Raw genomic sequence first — 23,131 nt, forward strand, 5'->3', positions numbered from 1 at the left:
TGTGGATACTGATATCGCCTTAACGCTTCTTTTTGCACAGATTATCAAAAATTAAAAATAGTTTATTCCGTTTCAGAATCTCTATCCATTTTGTAAGCCTGTAATAAATATTCTCCATTGAAGTGAATGAGATGAGTAGAATCTTCCGCAACCCAAACATCGGTTTCCCAAGCAATTTCAGCCAAATACTCTACCATTGCTTTCCGGCTTAAAAAGGTTGTTACCATTACAAGGGGAATTTTTATATTAGCAAAGATAACTTCAAGTTCTTTCTTGCGTTTAGGATTAATTGGGCCATGAGAAGTTACAGCTTCAATTAAAACTAGCCAATTATTTTCTAGATGATGGATAATCACATCAGGCATTTTCCCGTGAGAATCAATAGTAACACCTAAATCTCTCAATGCCACTTCATTAAAATGCGCGAATTTTTCATCTGTATCACCAATATAAATCAGTTTTCCTCCAGGTGTAAAACGTTCTGCAAACTCCTTAATAATCTTTTCGATCAGAATATTCTGTCCACCTGGCGATAGAGTTTTCACCTCTCCTTCAATCACTATCGGAATACGTGATAGTTCCCGCTCCTGAGCATATCGTTGTTTCAAAGTTTCCACTGAAGCAAGGTAAGTATGAATGCTCTTTTCCCATTCAGTAGTTCCATAAGTACGTAAGAGTTCAAGCGCACTTTCTTCAATCTGATATACTGTTTTCGGACTATTAACGGGACGTTCAGGCGCATCTGGATTTACAATTATCAAAGCTGAATCTAAGAATTGATGGACTGTTTGGCGGCGAACAGTTTCCCGCGTATTGGGTTTATATGTTTTGCCATAGTGCTGTGCCATGAATTCCATCATTGGCGTAATTCCCATTAGGGGAGATGTAGCAGCTTCCCAAGGAACAGTCGGTTTTAAGTCAAGTAAAGCCAAAAGAGTTAAGGCTGAACGTTCATTCAGCTGTGCTCGTGGAAGTCCAAGTTCAATTAGTATTTGCAATGCTTCATCAATACGGGTTTTGATTATTAAGGGGTTGTTTTCAGACTGATTGCTCATACTCAATAACTCTTTTTGCACAAGTTCATCAATTTCTTTCTGTGATGGGAAATGCTCAGTAATATATAGCCCTACGGTCATTAGCTGCGCTATTGTGGGATATTTTAAATTTCGTAAATCGGTTGCATTAACCTGAGTATGCCCATTAAACAACCGAAAAAATGCATCAACAAGGCTAGAGTTAAGATAAGCCGCAAGACCGCGTGCTAGGGTAAGATTAAGTCCTCTTCCATTCTTGTGAAAATAATTCAAGTGATTTTCAAAACCTACCCAAGAACAATTAATTTGGTTAGCATCATATACAACAGCAACAACTCGTTTTTTTTCCTCTTTTGAGGAGAATCGTTTAGTCAAAACATAATGTTCATTTGGTACTAAAAGAGAGGCAGTTTTTTCTGCATATATCAGAGCTTGGTGCTTTTTAGTTACCTTGGGATACTCAACATATCCTCTTGAGAAATTCAATGGATAAATTAAGGGAACAGTATTTTTCTCTGGCATTAAACACAGATATTCTTTAGCACGAAAATCTACAACACGTCCTGTTGATACAGTTAATTCTAGGTCTTTTAATGTGCAGGTAAAATTAGCCATTTTTTCAATGACCTGCTGACTTAGTGTATCTGGAATAATATGGATAAATTGTTGCGAGTCGCTGGGAAGAACTATTTCTGTATAAGCTAAGGAATTTGACAGAATAAAATCATCATCAGCATTTGAACTTGTACTGATAGTTACATTGTCAAATTTTGGTTTTTGTTTAACAGCATGAATAATAATCGTTTCTTGCAAAACTTCATCATCAATAAAAGCTTCCTGTCTAGATTCAAAAAGATGTATCTGGTCTAAAGCCATCATTTCCAAAAACATTCTGCGGAAGTTTCTAAAATATGGCCCATTACAGAAACTACGCGGCGAGATAGCTACAAGCTCTCCTCTTGATTCAAGAAGTTGAACTGTAGCAGCAATAAAACCTGTATATAGATTGCTGGCTTCTAATCCTATAGAACGTAAAAAATCACGAACTTTGGAATGAGCGTTAATTTTTAAATATGGGGGATTGAGAATAGCGTGGGTAAATCTGCAATTGTCAGGATTATCAAACAAACTAGGCCCAAGAAGTCTGACTGCATCCTCAATAAAATCCGTATCCCGGATCTCATAATTTAAAGAAATACCAGCTATTTGACATTCTTTGGCACATAATTTCAATGTCTGATGCAAATACCCAATCAGAAAAGGATCGATTTCATAGGCAACAATATCTAAATTGGCTGGGCGTTTTTGGCTGTGACAAAGATTAGCCACAAAAGCTGCAAGTAATGAGCCTACTCCGGCTCCAGCATCAAGTAGAGATATTTGAGGAAGATCGAGCTTGCCAAACATCCCAACCATTAATTCTGCTACTGGAGCAGGGGTCAAAAATTGGCCCATTTTTCCTTTTTGCTTTTGATCCTGTTTCAAGCTTGCAGCAATCCTCAGATAATCTACTTCACCAAGTAAGTTTCTGGCAGAACATTTTGACAAGCTTTTGAATTCCAACGGCTTGTGATGATTGTCTGTAGACTCTCTACTGCTTGATTGGAACATCACGGTTCATTTTCACAGAACAAAAACCAACTTTACCAGGTTTTGAATTTACGCCATGATATTTTAAGGAGAAACTGATGCAAGAAGCGTCCCTTTATCCAGAAATTATTTTAAAACTATGCTTCATAAAGTCTTTGTCACTCGTCGCTTACCTATCGAATTAGAGCAACTGCGATCGCTCGCCATTGTCGAAGTTTGGCCAGAACGCCAACCCCCTCCATACGAAATTTTACTAGAAAAGGTCAAGGAAATAGATGGATTGCTATGTCTGCTGACTGACCAAATCGATCGCCAACTCATCGAGTCTGGGAAACTCAAAGTCATCAGTCAAATGGCGGTGGGTTACGATAACATTGACATTGCCGCCGCTACGGCACAACAAATTCCCGTCGGTCATACTCCTGGGGTGTTAACTGATGCTACCGCAGATTTTGCCTGGGCATTACTAATGGCAGCTGCACGGCGAGTAGTGGAGGCAGATCGGTTTACTCGTGCAGGGTTGTGGCAGACTTGGGAACCAGACTTGTTATTGGGGTCAAATGTTACGGGTGCTACCTTGGGAATTGTTGGTTTTGGGCGGATTGGTCAAGCGATCGCTCGTCGTGCCAAAGGCTTTGAAATGCAGATTTTGTATACGAGTAGGCAACGATGCAGCCCAGAATTAGAACAATCTTTAGGTGTGGAGTTTGCTACCTTAGAACACTTACTGCAAGAGTCAGATTTCGTAACATTGCATACACCATCGGCTGATGATACTTATCATCTGATTAGCGATCGCCAATTTGAATTGATGAAGCGATCGGCTATTTTAATTAACACGGCGCGGGGAACTATTGTAGATTCAGATTCTCTGTATCGCGCCCTTGCAAGTGGTCAAATCGCTGCTGCGGCTGTCGATGTCACCGAACCAGAACCAATTCCTAGTGATAGCTTGTTGTTGACCTTAGAAAATCTAATTATTGCACCTCATATTGGCAGTGCCAGCCGTCAAACGCGTTCAAAAATGGCAACAATGGCGATCGCTAACTTAATCGCGGGATTGAGGGGCGATCGTTTGGCTTATTGTGTCAACCCTGAAGTTTATAATTTATAATTCATCAATGTCCTTTGATAACCTGTGCAAACTACTTTCAGAAAAACATCCCGCTACCTTTGCCAGTTGGGTTTTGGGTACACCACAAACTTCTGTGAAAGTCCTCAAAACCGAATTGAGTATTGAACCGATTCGCGCTGATTATGTCACATTTTTACAGTTACAAGGACGTATTTTACACCTGGAATTTCAAACCAAACTAGAATCCACGCCACCCCTACCCCTGCGGATGCTCGATTACTGGGTAAGGTTATATCGGTTGTATCGTCTACCAATAACGCAAGTTGTTGTATTATTGCTTCCCCCTGCACCAAAAACGGTAATTGAAACTGTCTTCAGTGTCGAAACCACCCGTCACGAATATCGCGTGATTTCCTTATGGGAAGAAAATCCAGAACTATTTCTCAATGATCCAGCTTTGTTACCTTTAGCACCACTGGCGGCAACCACGCAACCCCAAATCTTGTTACAACAAGTTGTGGAACGAGTTAATCAACTTGAGCCAGCACAACGACCGCAAATTTCGGCTTACACCCAAATCTTAGCGGGGTTAAAATACAAAAAGGACTTGATTCGACAATTATTTCGGGAGGGTATGATGCGCGAGTCAGTAATTTATCAAGAAATTCTGGCAGAAGGGGAACAGCGAGGAGAACAAAGAGGGGAACAACGAGAACGATCGCTCATTCTCCGTCAACTCACTCGTCGCGTGGGAGAATTACCCCAAGAGGTGCGATCGCGCATTGAAAGCCTTTCTCTAGAACAATTAGAAAATCTCGGTGAAGCTTTGTTAGATTTTCAGGCGATCGCAGATTTAGAAGCCTGGTTCAGTACATTAGAGTAGCACTAGTACTGCAAGGCGGAAGTCAAAAGTCACGCATAATTGTATTCCAAGCTCTTGCGCCATTTGAAATGATATGTTTATTTACGCCATGCTGTACTAGGCAATCTTAATTTTCTGATTTTGGCTCAAGTTGAGTTCAGATGCTCAGAAGGCTATATTTTAGTGTTTAATTTTAAGTTGGATAATCGAAAGTGTATTTCAAGCCAAATTGATGAATAATACTCTAGCTTCTACTTTAGGAGAACTACAAACAAAAATATATTGGCTACATGATGCTGAAAAATTTGCTGAATTGGCAGAAGCAGCAACCGAAATATATATGAAACTTGGATATGACCAACAGGAAGCAGAAATTGTTGGTCATTTAATTAGTGAAGCCTATCGGTTATCTGATGATGCTGATATATCATACAAGGCTGGAGAAATCGAGAAAGAAATAAAATTTTATAATCAAGTCAAAGATAAATTTATAGAGGTTGAGGCTATATTAGGTCTACAAAAAAGTATAGCCGAGCATCAAATTAAATGGTGGATTTATTTTCGCCACAAACAGAAATTTAAAGTTATATATCACCTATTTTTGCAACATTTCAAACCTTTGGGCTTCAGCTATTTATTTATAACTATACAACTAACATATTATATGTTAAAGATAGGTAAAGGTCATAATTTGCGCAATATAGAAATAACTCAAAAAAATGCTACAAAATATTGGATGCAATTATTGAAATGTAATATTACCAAATATCCATATTTAGGTTAATTTGGTGTTTTGTAACCCATCTTTCGCATATTCAACTTCTGGTCAACCCTCGTCATACCGCGAAATTACAACTTTTATCGCAGATGGTAATCTTATTACCAAAACCGCTTCCCTATGGAGTTTTTGAATACAGCTTCCAAGGGGTGAAACTTAAGGCTGACTAATCCTTTTTTAGTTTGTTTAAATTTGGCGTTTTCTATTAGATGCAGGCTATTGATAATTAAAAAAGATTGGAGGAGGTGAACGTCGGTCACTTCCTCCACTTTAGTAAGAACATTTTGAGTATTTTAACTGATTGACAAAAGGCGCTTTATTTTAACCTTTTACAGATGTATTATAATTGCCTTCGCCAGCTTGGCTTGTGAGATGTTCCCATTTGAGCGCAAAATAGCTATTTGTTTAGCATTTAGCTGTCTTTCTATATTTGCAGATATATATCGATATAAACGCTCGGAAAACTTGTATATATAGACAAATATATTCCTTGTATAGGTTAGTTTAAATATTAATTTATACCTTGTGTTCTTTAATAAAAAGCTCCATGATTGATTGAGAAAGCCCATAACTATAAGTTGGTTAGTTAATCAGGATGCCAATATACTTCATAAATATTTCCGATTCCTAACAAGAAAATATCTGATATTTATCTCAAATTTACTTAGGTTGGAGTTTGATTAACTCATGCTACAAGGATGGATTCAAATTATATTAACGCTACTAATTGTAGTAGCGATTACTCCTGTTTTTGGGCGCTATATGGCGCGGGTCTACTTAGAACAAAGTACTTTTCTCGATCCGATTTTGAATCCGGTTGAGCGAGTGCTTTATGCTTTGGTTGGCGTTAAAACCAAAGAAAATATGACCGGCTGGCAGTATGGGCGGGCAATCCTATACAGCAACGTAGCAATGGGGTTGCTGATTTTCTTGATTATTATCAATCAAGGATGGCTGCCATTAAACCCAACCAAGATAGATGCCCCAACTTGGGATACAGTGCTGCATACGACTATTTCTTTTATTACTAACACGAACCAGCAGCACTATTCTGGTGAAACCTACATGAGCTATGCCAGCCAAATGTGGGGACTTGGTTATCACATGTTCACCTCTGCTGCGACTGGTTTGGCGGTAGGAATTGCTTTTATTCGAGGATTAACGGGTAGATCGTTAGGCAACTTTTATGTAGACCTAATTCGCTCGATTACGCGAATTTTACTGCCTATTTGTATTGTGGGCGGCATTGTCTTGATCGCAGCTGGCGTTCCCGAAACTCTGGGGGGTGCAGTTGTATTTCCTACCTTGGAAGACCCGAATATTAGTCAGGCGATCGCTCGCGGCCCAGTTGCTCATTTTGAAATTATCAAGCAATTAGGGGAAAACGGTGGCGGCTTTTTCGCTATCAATTCGGCGCACCCCTTTGAAAATCCTAGCGGATTTACTAACTTAATTCAAATCGTGGCCATGCTTTCGATTCCCACTGCCCTAATCTACACTTATGGGTTGTTTGCGAATAACACTAAGCAAGCTTGGTTAGTCTACGGTATGGTCGGCGTTCTCTATGTAATATTTATCATCGTTACTGCCATTGGTGAATACAACGGCAATCCGGCTGTGAATGCACTGCTGGGTAGTCAGCAACCAAATTTAGAGGGTAAAGAAGTCCGGTTTGGTTGGGCACAATCTGCACTATTTGCAACGAGTACAACTGGTACTATGTGCGGCGCAGTCAACAGTTTACACGACTCCTTCATGCCCAACGGTGGTTTCATTACCCTTTCTAATATGTTCCTGCAAATTATCTGGGGTGGACAGGGTACAGGAACCGCTTATCTGTTCGCTTACCTAATTCTGGCTGTCTTCGCCACAGGGTTGATGGTGGGACGTACACCAGAATTTCTCGGACGTAAGATTGAAAAGCGCGAGGTTGTACTTGCTAGTTTTTTGATTCTGCTAGTTCACCCGATCGCAATTATGATTCCCGCAGGTATCGCCTTGGCGTTTCCCGATCAACTATCAGGAATTAGCAATCCAGGATTCCACGGCTTTGCTCAAGTTATCTATGAATACGCCTCAGCTGCTGCTAACAACGGTTCTGGCTTTGAAGGCTTGGGAGATTCACAACCTTCACCTTTTGCAGTGTCTACAGGTACAGCACCAACTTTAACCGCTTTGTGGTGGAACTTGAGTACCTGTTTCAGTTTAATTGCTGGACGCTATATTCCCATCATCGGTTTGCTGTTCTTGGCAGATAGTATGTCTCGTAAGCAAGCTGTTCCTTACACGACTGGTACATTGCGAACCGATACCGGACTATTTACAGGCGTTACCGCAGGTGTGATTTTAATCTTGGGCGCACTTACATTCTTCCCAGTTTTAGCATTAGGCCCCATCGGTGAAGCTTTCTTTATTGCCAAAGGTATCGGATAGGGATTGGGGAGCAGGGGAGCGGAGAGGCAGGGGACAGTTAGAACTCCATTCATTGACCTCAGAACTCAATTCATTGACCTCAGAACTCAATTCATTGACCTCAGAACACCATTCATCGACCTCGGAACACCATTCATCAACCTCGGAACTCCGTTCATCGACCTCGGAACACCATTCATCAACCTCGGAACACCATTCATCGACCTCGGAACTCCGTTCATCGACCTCGGAACTCCGTTCATCGACCTCGGAACACCATTCATCGACCTCGGAACACCATTCATCGACCTCAGAACTAGATTCATCCACCTCATCGTCCCATGCCCAATGCCCAATGCCCCATTCCCAAGATTTAATGTATGCCAATTACTACTGATTCTCCCTCGCCTCGTATTCCATCTGGAACTCGTGACTCGCGCAAACACACCCCCAAAACAGATATGGGGGGACTTTACCAAAGAGCAATTCGTGAGTCATTTATCAAGCTCGATCCACGAATTACTGTCAGAAACCCAGTTATGTTTGTTGTTTGGGTGGGAACAATTATCACCTTGCTTGTTACCCTAAACCCAAATCTGTTTGGCACAATCCAGGCAGATGTTAACCAACAACGCCTGTTAAACGGGTTGATTACTTTTATTCTCTTTTTCACCCTCGTTTTTGCCAACTTTGCCGAAGCTGTAGCTGAAGGACGCGGTAAAGCTCAGGCTGATTCACTGCGATCAACGCGATCGGATACGATCGCTAATAAAATCCTCCCAGATGGTTCCATAGAAAAAGTCAATTCTACGGAACTGCGACGGGGCGATTTGGTCAAGGTGGTTGCAAATAATATGATTCCCGCCGATGGGGATGTAATTAAAGGCATTGGCTCAGTGGATGAGTCGGCAATCACTGGGGAATCTGCTCCTGTATTGAAGCAACCAGGTACAGATATTGCCAGTTCGGTGACAGGCGGTACACGCTTACTCTCAGACGAGTTGACAATTCGCATTAGTGCCGATCCTGGTCAAGGCTTTATCGATCGCATGATTGCCTTAGTAGAAGGAGCAGAACGCAGCAAGACTCCCAATGAGATTGCTTTGACGGTATTGTTGGCAGTGTTAACGCAAGTATTCTTGATTGTGGTGGCAACTATGCCCCCATTTGTTGGCTACATCGCCAGTTTTATCAGTACGGCCTTTGGAGTTGAAGCGGGAAACAGTTTACGGGCGGGTGCTAGCGTTGCTATTCTCATCTCGCTATTGGTAGCTTTAATTCCCACAACTATCGGTGGTTTACTCAGTGCGATCGGTATTGCAGGGATGGATAGGGTTGCCCAGTTTAACGTCATTGCGACCTCTGGTCGAGCAGTAGAAGCTTGCGGTGACATCAACACCTTGGTGCTGGATAAGACAGGAACGATCACCTTGGGAAACCGGATGGCTGATGAGTTTATTCCCCTGGATAATCACTCAATAATAGACGTGGCGCGAGTCTCCTTAGCTGCTAGCTTGTTTGACGAAACGCCAGAAGGCAAATCAATTGTGATTTTAGCAGAAAAATCTCAGGCTGGGGTAGACTTTAACATTGACAAAGCCGAAGGTGTGGAATTTTCCGCGAAAACCCGGATGAGTGGCACAAATTTACCCGATGGTAAACAAATTCGCAAAGGTGCGGTGGATGCCATTAAGGGATTTGTCCGTTCCCGTGGCGGCTATGTTCCTGATGATATAGATGCAGCTTATGAGCGAGTTTCCCGATTAGGCGGTACACCCTTAGCTGTTTGCCAAGATGACAAAATTTATGGTGTCATCTACCTCAAAGATATTGTCAAACCTGGTTTACGGGAACGATTTGACCAACTCCGCCGCATGGGTGTTAAGACTATCATGCTCACAGGTGACAATCGAATTACCGCTTCGGTAATTGCCGAAGAGGCTGGGGTGGATGATTTCATTGCCGAAGCGACTCCAGAAGACAAAATTGAGGTGATTCGCTCGGAACAATCTGAGGGTAAACTGGTGGCAATGACCGGGGATGGTACTAACGATGCACCTGCTCTCGCTCAAGCAAATGTGGGTGTGGCGATGAATTCGGGGACACAAGCTGCCAAAGAAGCTGCTAACATGGTGGACTTAGACTCAGACCCCACGAAGTTGATTGACTTAGTAACCATAGGTAAACAGTTGCTAATTACTCGTGGAGCCTTGACAACATTCTCCATCGCTAACGATATTGCCAAGTATTTTGCGATCATTCCCACAATCTTTGCCGCCGCCGGAATCGGCGCACTTAATATTATGGGATTAAAGAGTGCCCAATCTGCGATCGTCTCGGCGCTGATTTACAACGCCCTAATTATTCCGGCACTAATTCCGCTAGCACTCAAAGGGGTGAAGTTCTTACCTTTAACAGCAGATCAACTGTTACGTCGTAACATCTTCATCTTTGGTCTTGGCGGTATCGTTGCTCCCTTCATTGCCATCAAACTGATAGATATTATCCTACCTTTGTCTTAATTTACTATGAAACCTATTCAGATCCGACGCGCGCTCGCTACATCCCAAGTATTAGAAGAAATAACTGAAATCTGGTGTCAATGGCGTAGACAAAAGCTACCACTGTATTTATTTTTGGCGATGTGTTTCAACCTAGTGGTTGCACCTCTAGTCTATGCCGCTACTGGCGAACAACTTTCCCGCAGTCAATCTTGGGGATTGGGGCTGTTAGGAATGGTGACACTGGGACTTTCCATCTATTTATTTTTTGTAATGTTTGTACCGGAGAAATTCTAATGAGTTTTGCACGCGAAGCTGGTAGAGCTATTCGTTCTACCTTAGTACTCTGGGTTATTGGAGCGATTATTTATCCTTTTGTAATGATTGCCATTGGGCAGATTGTGTTTCCCTTTCAAGCAAACGGCAGTCTACTGAAAAATAGCACAGGTCAAGTTGTCGGTTCTGCTTTGATTGGTCAACCTTTTAGCAGCGATCGCTATTTTAACAGCCGTCCCAGTACCACCAGCTACAGCACAGCCGATCCCAAAAAAGACGATGCGGGAGTTTTGAGAACTGGGGTTTCTGGTGCTAGTAACTTGGCTCCCAGTAATCCTGCATTAATGGAACGCATTAAAGGTAAAGATGACCCAGACCCCAGCAAAAAGGTAGAGGGTGACTTCAATCGTCTGAAAAAAGCAGGTGTACAGCCGACTGGCGATTTAGTTTATACTTCTGGTTCCAGCCTTGACCCCCACATTACCCCGGAAGCTGCGATCGCACAAGTTGCACGAGTAGCCAAGGCGCGGGGAGTTCAACCGAACCAGCTCGAAACTTTAGTTTCTCAAAATACCGATGGTCGCTTTCTTGGCATCTTTGGTGAACCTGGAGTTAATGTGTTAAAGCTGAATTTAGCTCTGGATAAGATTAAAGGATAAAGGCTTGGGAAATAGTGAATATGCCTCCTATTCGGAATAGTTATCTATAGTAATCTTTAATGATTACTTAAAATTTAAAGACTTAGATTCTCGACTTATTAAATAAGTCGAGAATCTTGTTTTTAGTAGGGATAATATCAAGTCCGGGTAATTAGTTATGATTCCCACAATCATTGCACCCCACACGCCAGATGCTCCACTTGGGGAGACCCCAAGACCGCACTGGCTCCCCTTAATCCCTTCCCCTTGCTAAGGCTATGGTATACACACAAGTCAAATTACCCCCCCTCAATCCCCCGATGTATTGGGCTACCGTGTACACACAAGTCGAATTACCCCCTTTAATCCTCCCGATGCATTGGGGGGAAAAAGAAATCTAGTTCCCTCCCCTTTACAAGGGGAGGGTTAGGGTGGGGTAAAAACCAGATTGGTAAACTGGTAAACTACTCCAGACTTGTGTGTACACCGTAGCCTTGCTAAGGGGAGGGGAGACAAAGCATAGCTTTGGCGGGGTGGGGTTCTTCGGGTTTAATAATTAATCAACCGGACATGAGATAAATCAAATCTATATCTCTAAATATATACCTGTTTAGCTAATTAATAAACACGTATTTTATTTAATTAATACATTTTATATATCTTCAAAATATACCATAGAGAAGTGATTTTTTAATGCAAACTATTGCACAATACTATTAGAGTTAAAAAATATTTTGTGTTAAAAAACAAAAAAGCTTTAGAACCAAGCCTATTTGGTGGTTTAATCCAAGCAAATAGCATTTACTGTGGTATTCATCTAACTGATATTCAGTTACCAAATCAATGTGTTTTTCTAGGGATTTTAAGAGGAGAGCAAGTCATTTCAGCAATAGATAATCCTAGTATTTTCGTCGGAGATTACATTTTAGCAAGAGCAACCCATCCCATGATGGTTCCCGCTCTCAAAGTTACTCTTAAAAAAATCCATTCTGTTTATTATTCCCTCAACAGTTGCTTATTGGAAGCTCGAGCAACAGACAATAAATCTGTTAATTCAGATTACTCAGACCTATCAAGTACTTTCAATTCCACATATTATTAGACAGATGAACATTTACCGAAGAAAGGTAGAAAAAAGTTTGAGCTTGCGGCAAGAGTAAGAAGATATGTTTTTACCTCCTGCCTCCCTAACTTTACTGAATCTGAGTTCGACTAACTAAAGGTTTTTAATATGCATACTTCGGAGTTTTTCCGACTTTATGTATCCGCCCAAAAAAGTGTTCATCAGTCCACCCTGATTGAAGCTAACCTGACCAAGACAACACATAGTGACACCAAACCAGATAACGGAGACATTCCCTTTGTAGCAGTGTTTTTGGCTCACATTTCCTTCATGTTTGTTTGGGCAATTGTCGTTTTTCTGGTTTCATTTGTCTGCAAGGCACTAGAAGATCCCCCAGAAAATACGGCACAAGATAAAGACGAAGTAGTAAGTATCAAACATTTAGAGCAACATACCTGTAAAAAATGCCAATTTTTTAACAATAACTATTTTCTCAAGTGTGCAGTACATCCTACCACTGCTCTAACAAAACAAGCACTCAATTGCTCTGACTACAGCCCTAAATAGGTGAGTTTATCATTATACATAAAGCGATCGCTTTATCCCATGCTTCCCAATGCTTAATTTATCTCCTCATAGATATTAAACCGCAAAAGAGTATGACTGGTATAGAATATGCGATCGCTCTCTTACTCAGCAATACAGCAATAGCAGTTTTGGCGTTACTACTGCTAATTTTTCAGAGCTTCCTACCGTTTAACCCCAGCGATTTAGGAATACCCACTTATGACAAAATAGAAGCACTTTAGAAAGTCCGTTGACAGTAGAAATAAACTGGGAATTGGTAGCGATTTATCGGTTTAAATTTTAATTCTTAAAACTTCATTTGAAAAAACTAAGCAAATTTTATGAAACAAAAAGAAACAGTATTTGTTATTCCGACTCATCGACTGAGAGATGTAGCACAGACTATCGAAAAATATGATGAGAATTTCTGGGCGAATGGTCATGCTTTAAAAATTATCATTTTTGACGATTCTAGCATTGCCAACCACGAAAAATATTATCCACTTTTAGAGCAGACTAAGACAGTCAATGACGTGTTTTATGTCGGCCCCCAGCAGAAAGAGCAATTTATTACATTTTTAAACGAAAGACTGCGCGATCGCAAGCTAGAATCACTAGTCAAAAACTTATTCCGACCTAGTTATGGAGGAAATCGCAACTTCACACTCATGTATACCCTTGGACATTTAATGGTTAGTGCAGATGATGATATGCGCCCAGATGCATTAATTGAAACTAGCCCAGAATCTTTATCAGGTGATGAAATATGTCGAGGAAAATTAATCAAATGCAATCAACAAGGCGGCTTCGTCCATAAATCTTTTGACTTACTCACAGCATTTGGTGATGTTCTAGGTCAAAAAGCCAGCCATGTACCAGAAAACTTTGAGGCTGGAGAATTGGTTCTTGATACAGCAATGGATTTAGAAACCAATACAACTAAAGGTTACTTTCGAGAAAACAGCCTTTTATTACAACCGGGGAGAGTATTGAATAATGCGATCGTTAAGATTGCCCAAACTTTTCGCACAGGAACTAATGATATCGATACACTTGATTTTATTCACATGTATCTCAATGATGAGAACCAAATTAGTCCCAATGACCTGAATGATTTTTATATTCTTACCAATTTTAGACCCGTTATTACTAACAAAAACTGGAGAATGGATTGTGGAGTTGCTGGATATGATAATCAGCTAGGTTTACCACCCTTTTTTCCAACTCGGCTCAGATTTGAGGATTATATCTACAGGATTTGGATACAGCAAGAAGGGATTGCAGCTGCACACGTTGATGCTGTCCAAAACCATATTAGAAATAACTATATGCGTAATCCTCTAGCTAGCGAACTATTTAATGAAGAAATATGTAGCTTGCTGAAAAAGAAGATTAAAAACAGTGTTTATCATCTTGACGATTTGGGAATCAAGTTTGATTACTCTGGCGAAGTCACTTTACAAGATTCTGAGGAAATCCTGGAAAAAATCTCTGCTATCCACAGACAGGTAGTCAAAGCTTCAATATCTACTCATAATGAAGAACGTAAGCAGTCACTTCAATTATTTGCTGAGAATTTATCGAGAGTATTTTATGGATTTGAACCAGACTTTTTTCAGCAAAATGTTTCCAGAATTATCGATGATGTTATTAGCCAATTTCACGGTTCTCTAGAAATATGGCCAAGTCTAGTAGAAATCTGTTACTTTTACAAAGATAAAAAAGATTTACCACAAATCAGGGTTAAAAACAAGAAAGTAAAGTCTAGAAATGGGACAAAATCGAGTGAAATTCTTGCATAAATGTGACGTTTGGCAAACAAGCCATCTGCAAGACTTTACGATTCTTCATCCAGGGAAATTCTCTTAGTACACAGTTTCGTAAATTCTTGACCAATTGAGGGTTTGAGTTTAAACGCAGAGGGGAGGCAGCGCGTTGCGGGGGTTCCCCCCGTTGTAGCGACTGCCGTCGCGCAGAGTTTGTTTGAGTCCATTCGCTACGAACTTCAGGGTTAGCTGTACTTAGACATATTATTTCAATACTTAGGGACTTCCAAATAAAAAATATCCCAAATTTTCTTGTGATATGGGTGTTCTTACCCATCTCATATTCAGGGTGAGCAGGACTTCGACGTGAGCGCTGAGTCGAATACTGCCCACCCTACAAGATTAGATAATTTATTTGTTGGAAATACCTTATGCTAGGATACTTTACAGGCAGTCAGGACAAGCTTAACCAAAATCAAGAACTGCAAAGTGTATGACAACATAACTTATTAACAAAGATAGAACCGAAAATTTAAAGTAGCAGATAAATTATCTAGGTGCTATTGTAATTGCAAAAATGTTCTATACAGTCGTTAATTAAGTATGTATGCAAACATTAATTATTGATAACTATGACTCTTATACCTTTAATCTTTACCAGATGATTGCCGAGGTAAATGGTAAACTACCTCTAGTAATTTATAACGATCGCCTTAACTGGGATGAATTGAAAGAAATTGCATTTGACAACATTGTGATTTCACCTGGCCCCGGTCGTCCAGAAAGATCAGAAGATTTTGGAGTCTGCCGACAGATAATTGAGAATGTGGATGTGCCCTTGCTGGGAGTCTGTCTGGGGCATCAAGGACTTGGCTACCTACATGGTGCAAGAGTGATTCATGCACCGGAAATTCGACACGGTAGACTCAGTAAAATTTATCATAATAATTCAGAATTATTTCAAGGTATTCCTAGTAATTTTTCTGTGGTGCGTTATCACTCGTTGTTAGTTGCTAATGAACTACCTGAGTGTCTAGAAAAAATTGCTTGGACTGAAGAAGGACTGGTGATGGGATTGCGTCATCGCCATCTACCTTTTTGGGGCGTGCAGTTTCATCCAGAGTCTATCTGTACAGAATATGGGCAAAAATTACTAGCAAACTTTCGAGATATTACGCTGCAATTTACAGATAAATCGTTAAGGAGGCAGGAGGCAGGAGGCAGGAGGCAGGAGGCAGAAGGCAGGAGGGGGAGCCACCCACAAGGGGCGGGGCTTGAAAGCCTATTGGCAGAGTCAAGAAGTCCACAAAAGCAATATTGGATTGGATATGGATCTGTTACTCCTGTTATGGATCAACCCCGCCTTCGCGCAGCGTCTCGTAGAGAAGAACAGGAAGAGAACTTTGAATTGTATACACGCAAGTTAGATATCTGCCCAAATACAGAACAAATATTTGTACAGCTGTTTGGGGATGCAGCAAACGCTTTTTGGCTAGATAGCAGCCGTGTAGAACTTGGTCTATCTCGCTTCTCGTTTTTGGGTGATGGCAGCGGAGCAAACAGTTTATTGGTGCGATACCATACCAAAACGCAAGAACTTATCATCACACAGTCAGATACCGTGATTCATCGCACCGAAAGTATTTTTGAGTATTTGAAGGGGGAAATAGACTGCCGATTTTGTGAATCTGATGAGTTACCTTTTGATTTTAACTGTGGATTTGTTGGCTATTTTGGCTATGAACTTAAGGCGGAGTGTGGATCATTATTGGTGCATTCTTCACCATTACCTGATGCAATTTTCTTACTTGCCGATCGCATGATTGCGATCGATCATCAAGAACAGTGTCTTTATTTGCTGCAATTAATCAAAAAAGGACAAACAGAACAAGTAGAAACTTGGTTTGATACTATCCAACAACAACTCGAAACTCTAGATCCTTTTTTTTCTCTCGTACCTCAAGAAAATTGTCAGCCTGTTAAGTTCCGCTTGAGTCGTACTTACCAAAATTACATTCAAGATATTCAGCAATGCTTGGACGAAATTCACGAAGGAGAAACTTATCAAGTTTGCCTGACAAATCAGCTTTACACCGATGCAACCCCTGACCCATTGACGTTCTATCGCACATTACGTAAAATAAATCCGGCTCCTTACTCTGCATTTTTACGCTTTGGTAAGATTGCGATCGCCTGCTCATCTCCAGAAAGGTTTCTACGGATCGATCGCCAAGGTTGGGTAGAAACTAAGCCTATTAAGGGAACCCTACCACGAGGAGAAACCCCTGAAGCCGATTTCGTCCTCCGTGAGAAGCTACGCAACAGCGAAAAAGACCGAGCTGAAAATCTGATGATTGTCGATCTGTTACGCAATGATTTGGGACGAGTCTGTGAAGTTGGTAGCATCCATGTACCAAAATTAATGGATGTGGAAACATACCCAACAGTACATCAGTTGGTGACAACGATACACGGGCGGTTACGTTCAGATTTACAAGCGGTAGATTGCGTGCGGGCTGCATTTCCCGGAGGATCGATGACTGGTGCGCCCAAAATCCGCACCATGCAAATTATCGATCGCTTGGAACAAGAGGCGCGGGGAGTCTATTCAGGTGCGATCGGCTTTTTGGGCTTGAATGGTTCAGCCGATTTGAATATTGTGATTCGGACTGCTGTTTTGACTCCCAATCAAACCTCCATTGGTATCGGTGGTGGAATTATAGCCCTTTCTGAGCCGGAGATGGAGTTTCAGGAAACGCTGCTTAAAGCCAAAGCCTTAATCGACGCTCTGCTTCTGACGATGCACGGAACATCTGAACCAGATATGTATCCGATTCTAGGATTAGAAGCAACAACTGCCGATAGTTATGAAAAATTACCTGCCTAAATCAGGGGCTTAATAAAACATTGAGATGTATTTGGGGTCGCTATCCCAACACAAAACTAGCTACTATTAAAGATTATTTACATTAATATTTATATCCAAATCCTCTTGGTAAAGATATTTGGTACTGATTTTCAAACTGTAGAGATGCGTTAGCGCAGCGGTAAAAAGTAAAATTTTGTGTCTTTACTAAGGATTTTGGGCTTAACTGAACGGTATTGATTTATCCGACATTCGGCAGGTTGGAGGTTCAAAATAATTAATAATCAATAATTACTAATTTATCATCAAAACCCCATATATAAATACACTTTCTTGATTCAGGAATAAATTTAAAGATAAAAAGCAACTACTGCAAATCAGGGTTAAAAACAAGAAGCTAAAGTCCATCAATAGCACAAAATCGAGCGAAATTACCTTATAAACTCAACCTTTGGCAAATAAGCCATCTGCAAAACTTGACAATTCATTATATGTAAAAATTTTCTTAGATATATAGCTTAGGTAACAGCAATCTGATAAGATTCCCAACAAGTAGAATAATCACTTGTTCTCTTTTTCTTGAACCAACTGATTTTGGTTATTTTTTGGGAAAGGAAAATAAAAATGTCTCATCTATTGTGGAAAACTTTGGTACTAAGTCCAGTAGTTTTGGGAGTGACGGTGTTGGTTTCCGCTAAGGCTATGGCTGCTGCTGAAGTAGCAAGTTCTTCTGAAGATACAAAACCAATAGCTGCTAATGCTTCAATATTCATTCAAACAGAGCAACCAAAAGTTAATCAGCAATTGGTTGCCCAAAAGACTGATGAAAATAAGGTTTTAGAAGAGGTTAATCGCTACAGTAACGAAGGCAAGAACCAGAATTCACTGTCTCAAGTCACATCAGTTTCTCAATTTTCTGATGTACAGCCGACTGATTGGGCATTCCAAGCTTTGCAATCCCTGGTTGAGCGCTACGGTTGTATTGCTGGATACCCAAATTCTACTTACCGTGGCAATCGGGCACTGACTCGTTATGAGTTTGCCGCAGGTTTGAATGCTTGTTTAGATCGAGTTAATGAACTGATTGCGACAGCAACTGCTGACTTGGTGACAAAACAGGATTTGGCGACTCTCCAGCGTTTGCAAGAGGAATTCTCGGCAGAACTGGCAACTCTACGCGGTCGAGTAGATTCTGTAGAAGCACGGACTGCTGAACTAGAAGCTAATCAGTTTTCCACTACTACAAAATTGGTGGGTGAAGCTATTTTTGCCGTTACTGATATTTTTGGCAATAATACTGGCGATGTAAATAATACTGTCTTCCAGGATAGGGTACGTTTAGACTTGCAAACCAGCTTTACGGGTAAAGACATTTTACACACCCGTCTTGCAGCCGGTAATGCACTAGCCTTTACACAAGTAGGAAATGATGGTGTTGGGATCAATACTGCTGAAGGCACACAAACATTTCAAATCGGCAGCACTACTAACAACAGTGTCATTATCGACTGGCTAGCGTATTACGTACCCATCGGCCCAGCCCAAGTTTACTTTGCGGCCACCGGAGGTATTCATAGCGATTATGTTGCCACTAACAACCCTTATTTTGAGGACTTTGATGGTGGTAATGGTGCCTTGTCTACTTTTGCTTCTGAAAGTCCGATTTATCGCATTGGTGGTGGTGCAGGTGCGGCACTGACTTTACCCTTTGGTAAGGGTGGCAGTTTTTTCAAACCAAGTTCACTGACTATAGGCTACTTGGCATCAAATGCTAATAATCCTGGGCCAAATCAAGGTTTGTTAGAAGGTAACTATGCAGCTTTGGGACAGTTGAACTTTAGTGTTGGCGATCGCTTATCTATAGCTGCTACCTACGTTCACGGTTATCATGGTGCTGGAGGTGGTAATTTATTCGATCTAGGTGGTGGTTTGGGTAGTGCTAACCGCGTTGTAGGTACTAATCAAGCTAACACCCTAACTACCTTAAACGGATCTTCCAGTAATTCTTACGGTATAGAAGCAGCTTTCAGACCAAGCGACAAACTGTCAGTTAGTGGCTTCATTTCTTACCACGATATCACAGGCTTTGGTGCTGGTGATGATTATGAAGCTTGGAGCTACGGTCTTGGGGTAGCCTTACCTGACCTTGGTAAAAAGGGTAACGTTTTAGGGATTTTTGCTGGTGCAGAACCTTATGCCCGTAACCGAGGAGGAGTTTTTGCTGGTACTGGTAATGATATACCTTATCACTTTGAAGGCTTTTACAAGTATCGCGTGTCAGATAACATCTCAATCACCCCTGGTGTAATCTGGTTGACCTCTCCTGGTCAAAACAGCAATAACGATGATGCAATTATCGGTACGCTGAGAACAACTTTCACCTTCTAAAGGTTTACAGCAATTTGCTTTAGGGACGCATAGTTATGCGTCCCTATGGTAATTTATCGAAACAGAATAAAGGCGTGTATTATTTGCTTAAAAGCTAGTTAAGGAGCAACTTAGATTCCAAACAATACTAACTTTAGCAACTTGGTATTATACTCAATACCTTCGCGCTCTTTGCGTCCTTCTCTAACGAGACGCTGCGCGAATGCGGTTCGTTCTTTTAATTCTCAGAATTAATGGGACGCTTAAAATACAATTATTTTGACTTTTGACTTTTGCCTTGCGGTACTGGGGATCTTTTTCAAAGCCAATTACCGATCGCAACCATTGGTGCCCAATATGCAGGATGATCGTACATGATATTGACACCTTCAGATGGCGGTAATTTCTTAGCATGAATCATTCTGATTTGAGCCGTTTGCAAAGCCTCTGCAATACTCATGCCAGTGTTGCGATAGTTGGCGTAAAATGTTTTCACTAGTTCGGATGTCGATTGATCGGTAACACTCCACAAAGATGCGATCGCACTTTTAACCCCAACTTGCAATGCAACTCCAGCTAATCCTAGTGTGGCACGATCGTCGCCAACTGCGGTTTCACAGGCAGTTAGCATGAGTAGTTCGACGCCATCTGATTTGCTGTTGAGGTTTCGCAGTGAGTTTTCTAATTGGCTAATGGTAAGTTTTTGGTTTTTCCCTGTGACAATGAAGGTGTCTTCAGGAATAATCCCAAATTGAGCGTGACTAGCTATGTGGACAATGGGATATGTAGTTTTGTCAAGTGTTTGCTGAAAACTTTCGGGGAGAAAATTATCGTCAATCAGGGGGGTATGATTGGGGAATATACTTTCAACTGCATTGACTTCATCGGGAACTGCAAAAAGCTGTTCAAAAGTCTTGCCATCGATGGTTGCTTCTTTTGTCAAACCCAAAATTAACGCCTTTTGCGTACTGCGATCGCGTAGTTTAGGTGTGTTAAGTCGTAAACTGGGAGTTGTCGCAACTGCGTAAGTTTCGACTAAATATTTGTGTTGTTTGCTGTCATAAAGTGCCGCCATTGGAACGCTACGCAAGAAGCCATCCTGAATAAATACTAGAGTTTTGACTTTCTGCGGTTTGATATCTTCAGCAAAAGGGCGAATTATCCAATCATAAAGCTGTGATGCAATTGTTGTATCGTAGTTAATTTCTTCTCTTTTAACTAGTCCGGTGCGAAACTCGGCAATTTTTTTCTGTAGGGTATCGCTGCTAACTATTTTCTCACCTTGTTGATTGGGGTCTTCAATCCACTTAAATTTAGTTGCTTGATTGGGTAACTGCAATAATATCCCGGTTTTGCCATCTAAAATTATTGAACTCAAAAAGCCAGTATTCTTAAACGCTACACTATTATCTTCGAGGAGTTCACCCACCTGTTTGGGATTCAACCCACTTAAAATGCAATCATTGCCAAAATAATTCTGTAATTCTGCGAGTTTCAACGCATCGATGGTGTTAACTACTTTCGATAGTTCCTTCGCACGTCCTTCGTCTGCAATTGCCCCAACTCCTAGCAAATCGAGCCGCGATTGTGCCAATGTCCGGTATAATGGTCGAACGACATCGCGGAAGTCAAACTGTACATCTCGTTCGGCAGTCAAAATATCCTGGCGGATATCTTCTAAGGTATCAAATGCTCGTTGATAAGATGCGATCGCTTCTTCTTTTCGCTTCTGTTCGTCTAAAATCCGTCCGGCTTGCCACTCCCACAAATATAAGCTATCTTTTGCACTCAACTTGCTGTCTGCTGCGATGATAGCAGCTTGGGTATATTTTAATGCCTTCTGATTTTTTAATGCTTTTTCATTATCTAAGCTACATTCCCAGAAATGGCCCAAAGCACCATTAGAATAAGAAATTAGGCGATTATCTTGTAGTTTTTTACTCGTTAATACTGAGTTTTCGAGTAAATTTAATGCTTCGTTGTCCCCAGATAAAACCAGATGAGTTGGACAGTAGATAAAGGGTGAAGTTCCTTGAGCATCGCGTTGCAAGTATGCTAAATCAATTGCGCCATAGACTTTTGTGGCAGAATCGGGCAAACCTTCGAGAACTTTTAAAGCATCCTTAAGGGCTTTGTTAAACTCCTCATCATTAATAAATTTGCTCTTATTTGTCTGGGAAGCCAACTGAATGAAATTTAATAATCCCCGCATCTCTGCTAAAGGTTGTTTTTCGTTGCGGGCGAGTTTTATACTATTTTTAAAATATTGATAAGCTCTGTCGTAGTCTTGTTGTGAATTTTGAATAAATTCTTTTTCTTTACTAAAAATACCAGCCTTCTTTGCCGAATCTGCTTGTAACTCTCGCAATTGACCGCGACTTTTGTAAGTATTACCCAAACTATTAAACACCAAAAATTTAGATTCGAGAGCAACTTGTTGCGCTGTGTCTAAATACTTAATTGCTTGGTCGTAACTTCCGATTAAGCGATATGCTTCACCGAGAATACCCAAAGCTGCAACATGACCGCGTTTGTCGTTGTATTTGGTGGCGATTTGTTCGGCACTTTCTGGAGTGCATTTTTCTTCTTGATTTAGTTTATTTTCGGAGTTTTTCGACTTATCTACTAGTTTGCCACACAAAAGTGCGATCGCTTTGCGAGGTTGCCCTAAATTGCTGTAAACTTGGGCAAGTTCTGACTTCATGCGTCCTACTTGCTGGATATTATTCACTGTATTATAGTCATTAATTGCTGCCGATAACGATGCGATCGCTGCTTTGCTTTCTCCTATTTGTTGGTAGGAGCGCGCCAAATTTTCATTTACAACTGCTGTAACTGACGGATTATTTTTATCTTGATTTAATGCCTCTTGCCAATTTTTTATAGCATTAACAAAATCTCCGGCATGATAGTCTTTAATTCCTTGTTCAACTAGTGCAGTGACATTTGGAGTTTGTGCAGATACAACTTGTCCAAACAATAAACAAATTATGAGACTTGCTAAAAATAATACTTTAATTAATCGATGGCGATTTAGTTTTTGGTATTGCTGGGTGAAGAGGTGAATTAGCTTTGCAGATAAAAAAATTCGAGTGGCGGAATCTGCTGCTCGAAACTTCTCCCCTTGGGAGAAGCGAAACGCGAATGGTGGTCGTAAAGGTTTAGAGAGTAAGAGCTTGAGATATTTTTTTGGGGATTTCATATTTTAATTCCGCAATCTCTGGATCTGGTATTCGGTTTAGATAAGTTGTTTTTTATACAGATATTTTTTGCGATCGCCAGTTATTCCCAATCAATTGATAGAGGAAATACTTGTATGGCTTTTATTTTTAACTT

General features: G+C 40.9%; 15 protein-coding genes. 13 read left to right on the plus strand and 2 right to left on the minus strand.

From position 1 onward, the window contains the following. Window positions 1–62: 62 nt before the first annotated feature. Window positions 63–2,582: a BsuBI/PstI family type II restriction endonuclease gene (locus HWQ40_RS05845; RefSeq protein WP_292775523.1), complete on the minus strand. Its 2,520-nt coding sequence runs from the start codon at window positions 2,580–2,582 to the stop codon at window positions 63–65. A 181-nt stretch (window positions 2,583–2,763) separates the two neighbouring features. Between HWQ40_RS05845 and HWQ40_RS05850 the strand changes: the two genes are divergently transcribed. From HWQ40_RS05850 to HWQ40_RS05910, 13 genes are all read left to right on the plus strand, one after another. Continuing rightward, a complete protein-coding gene (locus HWQ40_RS05850) occupies window positions 2,764–3,738 on the plus strand; it encodes a D-glycerate dehydrogenase (protein ID WP_292775524.1) in 975 nt (324 codons plus the stop codon). Between the two features lie 7 nt (window positions 3,739–3,745). Further along, window positions 3,746–4,582, plus strand: a complete 837-nt coding sequence (locus HWQ40_RS05855) for an Rpn family recombination-promoting nuclease/putative transposase (protein WP_292775526.1) — start codon at window positions 3,746–3,748, stop codon at window positions 4,580–4,582. A gap of 211 nt (window positions 4,583–4,793) precedes the next feature. Beyond that, on the plus strand, window positions 4,794–5,345 hold the full coding sequence (locus tag HWQ40_RS05860) for a hypothetical protein (RefSeq protein ID WP_292775528.1): 552 nt from the start codon (window positions 4,794–4,796) through the stop codon (window positions 5,343–5,345). A 681-nt stretch (window positions 5,346–6,026) separates the two neighbouring features. Further along, window positions 6,027–7,772 (plus strand): potassium-transporting ATPase subunit KdpA, encoded by a 1,746-nt coding sequence (gene kdpA, locus HWQ40_RS05865; RefSeq protein ID WP_292775531.1) that lies wholly within the window; start codon window positions 6,027–6,029, stop codon window positions 7,770–7,772. 359 nt (window positions 7,773–8,131) lie between these two features. Next, the gene (gene kdpB, locus HWQ40_RS05870) at window positions 8,132–10,273 is read left to right on the plus strand and encodes a potassium-transporting ATPase subunit KdpB (protein ID WP_292775534.1); all 2,142 of its coding nucleotides are present in this window, start codon (window positions 8,132–8,134) and stop codon (window positions 10,271–10,273) included. Between the two features lie 6 nt (window positions 10,274–10,279). Next, window positions 10,280–10,549: a potassium-transporting ATPase subunit F gene (locus HWQ40_RS05875; RefSeq protein ID WP_292775536.1), complete on the plus strand. Its 270-nt coding sequence runs from the start codon at window positions 10,280–10,282 to the stop codon at window positions 10,547–10,549. Next, window positions 10,549–11,187 carry a K(+)-transporting ATPase subunit C gene (gene kdpC, locus HWQ40_RS05880; RefSeq protein ID WP_292775538.1) on the plus strand — a complete coding sequence of 213 codons (639 nt, stop codon included), beginning with the start codon at window positions 10,549–10,551 and terminating at the stop codon, window positions 11,185–11,187. The genes HWQ40_RS05875 and kdpC overlap by 1 nt, the downstream gene beginning before the upstream one ends. Window positions 11,188–11,902: 715 nt before the next feature. Continuing rightward, window positions 11,903–12,268: a TrkA C-terminal domain-containing protein gene (locus HWQ40_RS05885; RefSeq protein WP_292775540.1), complete on the plus strand. Its 366-nt coding sequence runs from the start codon at window positions 11,903–11,905 to the stop codon at window positions 12,266–12,268. Between the two features lie 129 nt (window positions 12,269–12,397). Then, on the plus strand, window positions 12,398–12,796 hold the full coding sequence (locus HWQ40_RS05890) for a hypothetical protein (protein ID WP_292775542.1): 399 nt from the start codon (window positions 12,398–12,400) through the stop codon (window positions 12,794–12,796). Window positions 12,797–12,852: 56 nt separating this feature from the next. Beyond that, the gene (locus HWQ40_RS05895; RefSeq protein ID WP_292775637.1) at window positions 12,853–13,038 is read left to right on the plus strand and encodes a potassium-transporting ATPase subunit KdpA; all 186 of its coding nucleotides are present in this window, start codon (window positions 12,853–12,855) and stop codon (window positions 13,036–13,038) included. Between the two features lie 99 nt (window positions 13,039–13,137). Further along, window positions 13,138–14,598, plus strand: a complete 1,461-nt coding sequence (locus HWQ40_RS05900; protein WP_292775544.1) for a hypothetical protein — start codon at window positions 13,138–13,140, stop codon at window positions 14,596–14,598. 571 nt (window positions 14,599–15,169) lie between these two features. Then, window positions 15,170–17,449, plus strand: a complete 2,280-nt coding sequence (pabB, locus tag HWQ40_RS05905; RefSeq protein WP_292775546.1) for an aminodeoxychorismate synthase component I — start codon at window positions 15,170–15,172, stop codon at window positions 17,447–17,449. A 603-nt stretch (window positions 17,450–18,052) separates the two neighbouring features. Continuing rightward, window positions 18,053–19,816 carry an iron uptake porin gene (locus HWQ40_RS05910; RefSeq protein ID WP_292775548.1) on the plus strand — a complete coding sequence of 588 codons (1,764 nt, stop codon included), beginning with the start codon at window positions 18,053–18,055 and terminating at the stop codon, window positions 19,814–19,816. 298 nt (window positions 19,817–20,114) lie between these two features. Here the strand turns inward: HWQ40_RS05910 and HWQ40_RS05915 are convergent, their stop codons facing one another. Beyond that, entirely contained in the window at window positions 20,115–22,997 is a 2,883-nt protein-coding gene (locus HWQ40_RS05915) for a CHAT domain-containing protein (protein ID WP_292775551.1), read from the minus strand. Between the last annotated feature and the right edge of the window lie 134 nt (window positions 22,998–23,131).

Origin of the sequence: Nostoc sp. NMS9 (assembly GCF_017114995.1) — a bacterium.
Taxonomy (GTDB): Bacteria; Cyanobacteriota; Cyanobacteriia; order Cyanobacteriales; family Nostocaceae; genus Nostoc.

Coding starts and splice junctions, on each gene's coding strand:
- HWQ40_RS05850 (WP_292775524.1), top strand. CDS start 2,764: ATGCTTCATAAAGTCTTTGTCACTCGTCGCTTACCTATCGAATTAGAG.
- HWQ40_RS05910 (WP_292775548.1), top strand. CDS start 18,053: ATGTCTCATCTATTGTGGAAAACTTTGGTACTAAGTCCAGTAGTTTTG.
- kdpA (WP_292775531.1), top strand. CDS start 6,027: ATGCTACAAGGATGGATTCAAATTATATTAACGCTACTAATTGTAGTA.
- HWQ40_RS05860 (WP_292775528.1), top strand. CDS start 4,794: ATGAATAATACTCTAGCTTCTACTTTAGGAGAACTACAAACAAAAATA.
- HWQ40_RS05900 (WP_292775544.1), top strand. CDS start 13,138: ATGAAACAAAAAGAAACAGTATTTGTTATTCCGACTCATCGACTGAGA.
- kdpC (WP_292775538.1), top strand. CDS start 10,549: ATGAGTTTTGCACGCGAAGCTGGTAGAGCTATTCGTTCTACCTTAGTA.
- HWQ40_RS05875 (WP_292775536.1), top strand. CDS start 10,280: ATGAAACCTATTCAGATCCGACGCGCGCTCGCTACATCCCAAGTATTA.
- HWQ40_RS05855 (WP_292775526.1), top strand. CDS start 3,746: ATGTCCTTTGATAACCTGTGCAAACTACTTTCAGAAAAACATCCCGCT.
- pabB (WP_292775546.1), top strand. CDS start 15,170: ATGCAAACATTAATTATTGATAACTATGACTCTTATACCTTTAATCTT.
- HWQ40_RS05890 (WP_292775542.1), top strand. CDS start 12,398: ATGCATACTTCGGAGTTTTTCCGACTTTATGTATCCGCCCAAAAAAGT.
- HWQ40_RS05915 (WP_292775551.1), bottom strand. CDS start 22,997: ATGAAATCCCCAAAAAAATATCTCAAGCTCTTACTCTCTAAACCTTTA.
- kdpB (WP_292775534.1), top strand. CDS start 8,132: ATGCCAATTACTACTGATTCTCCCTCGCCTCGTATTCCATCTGGAACT.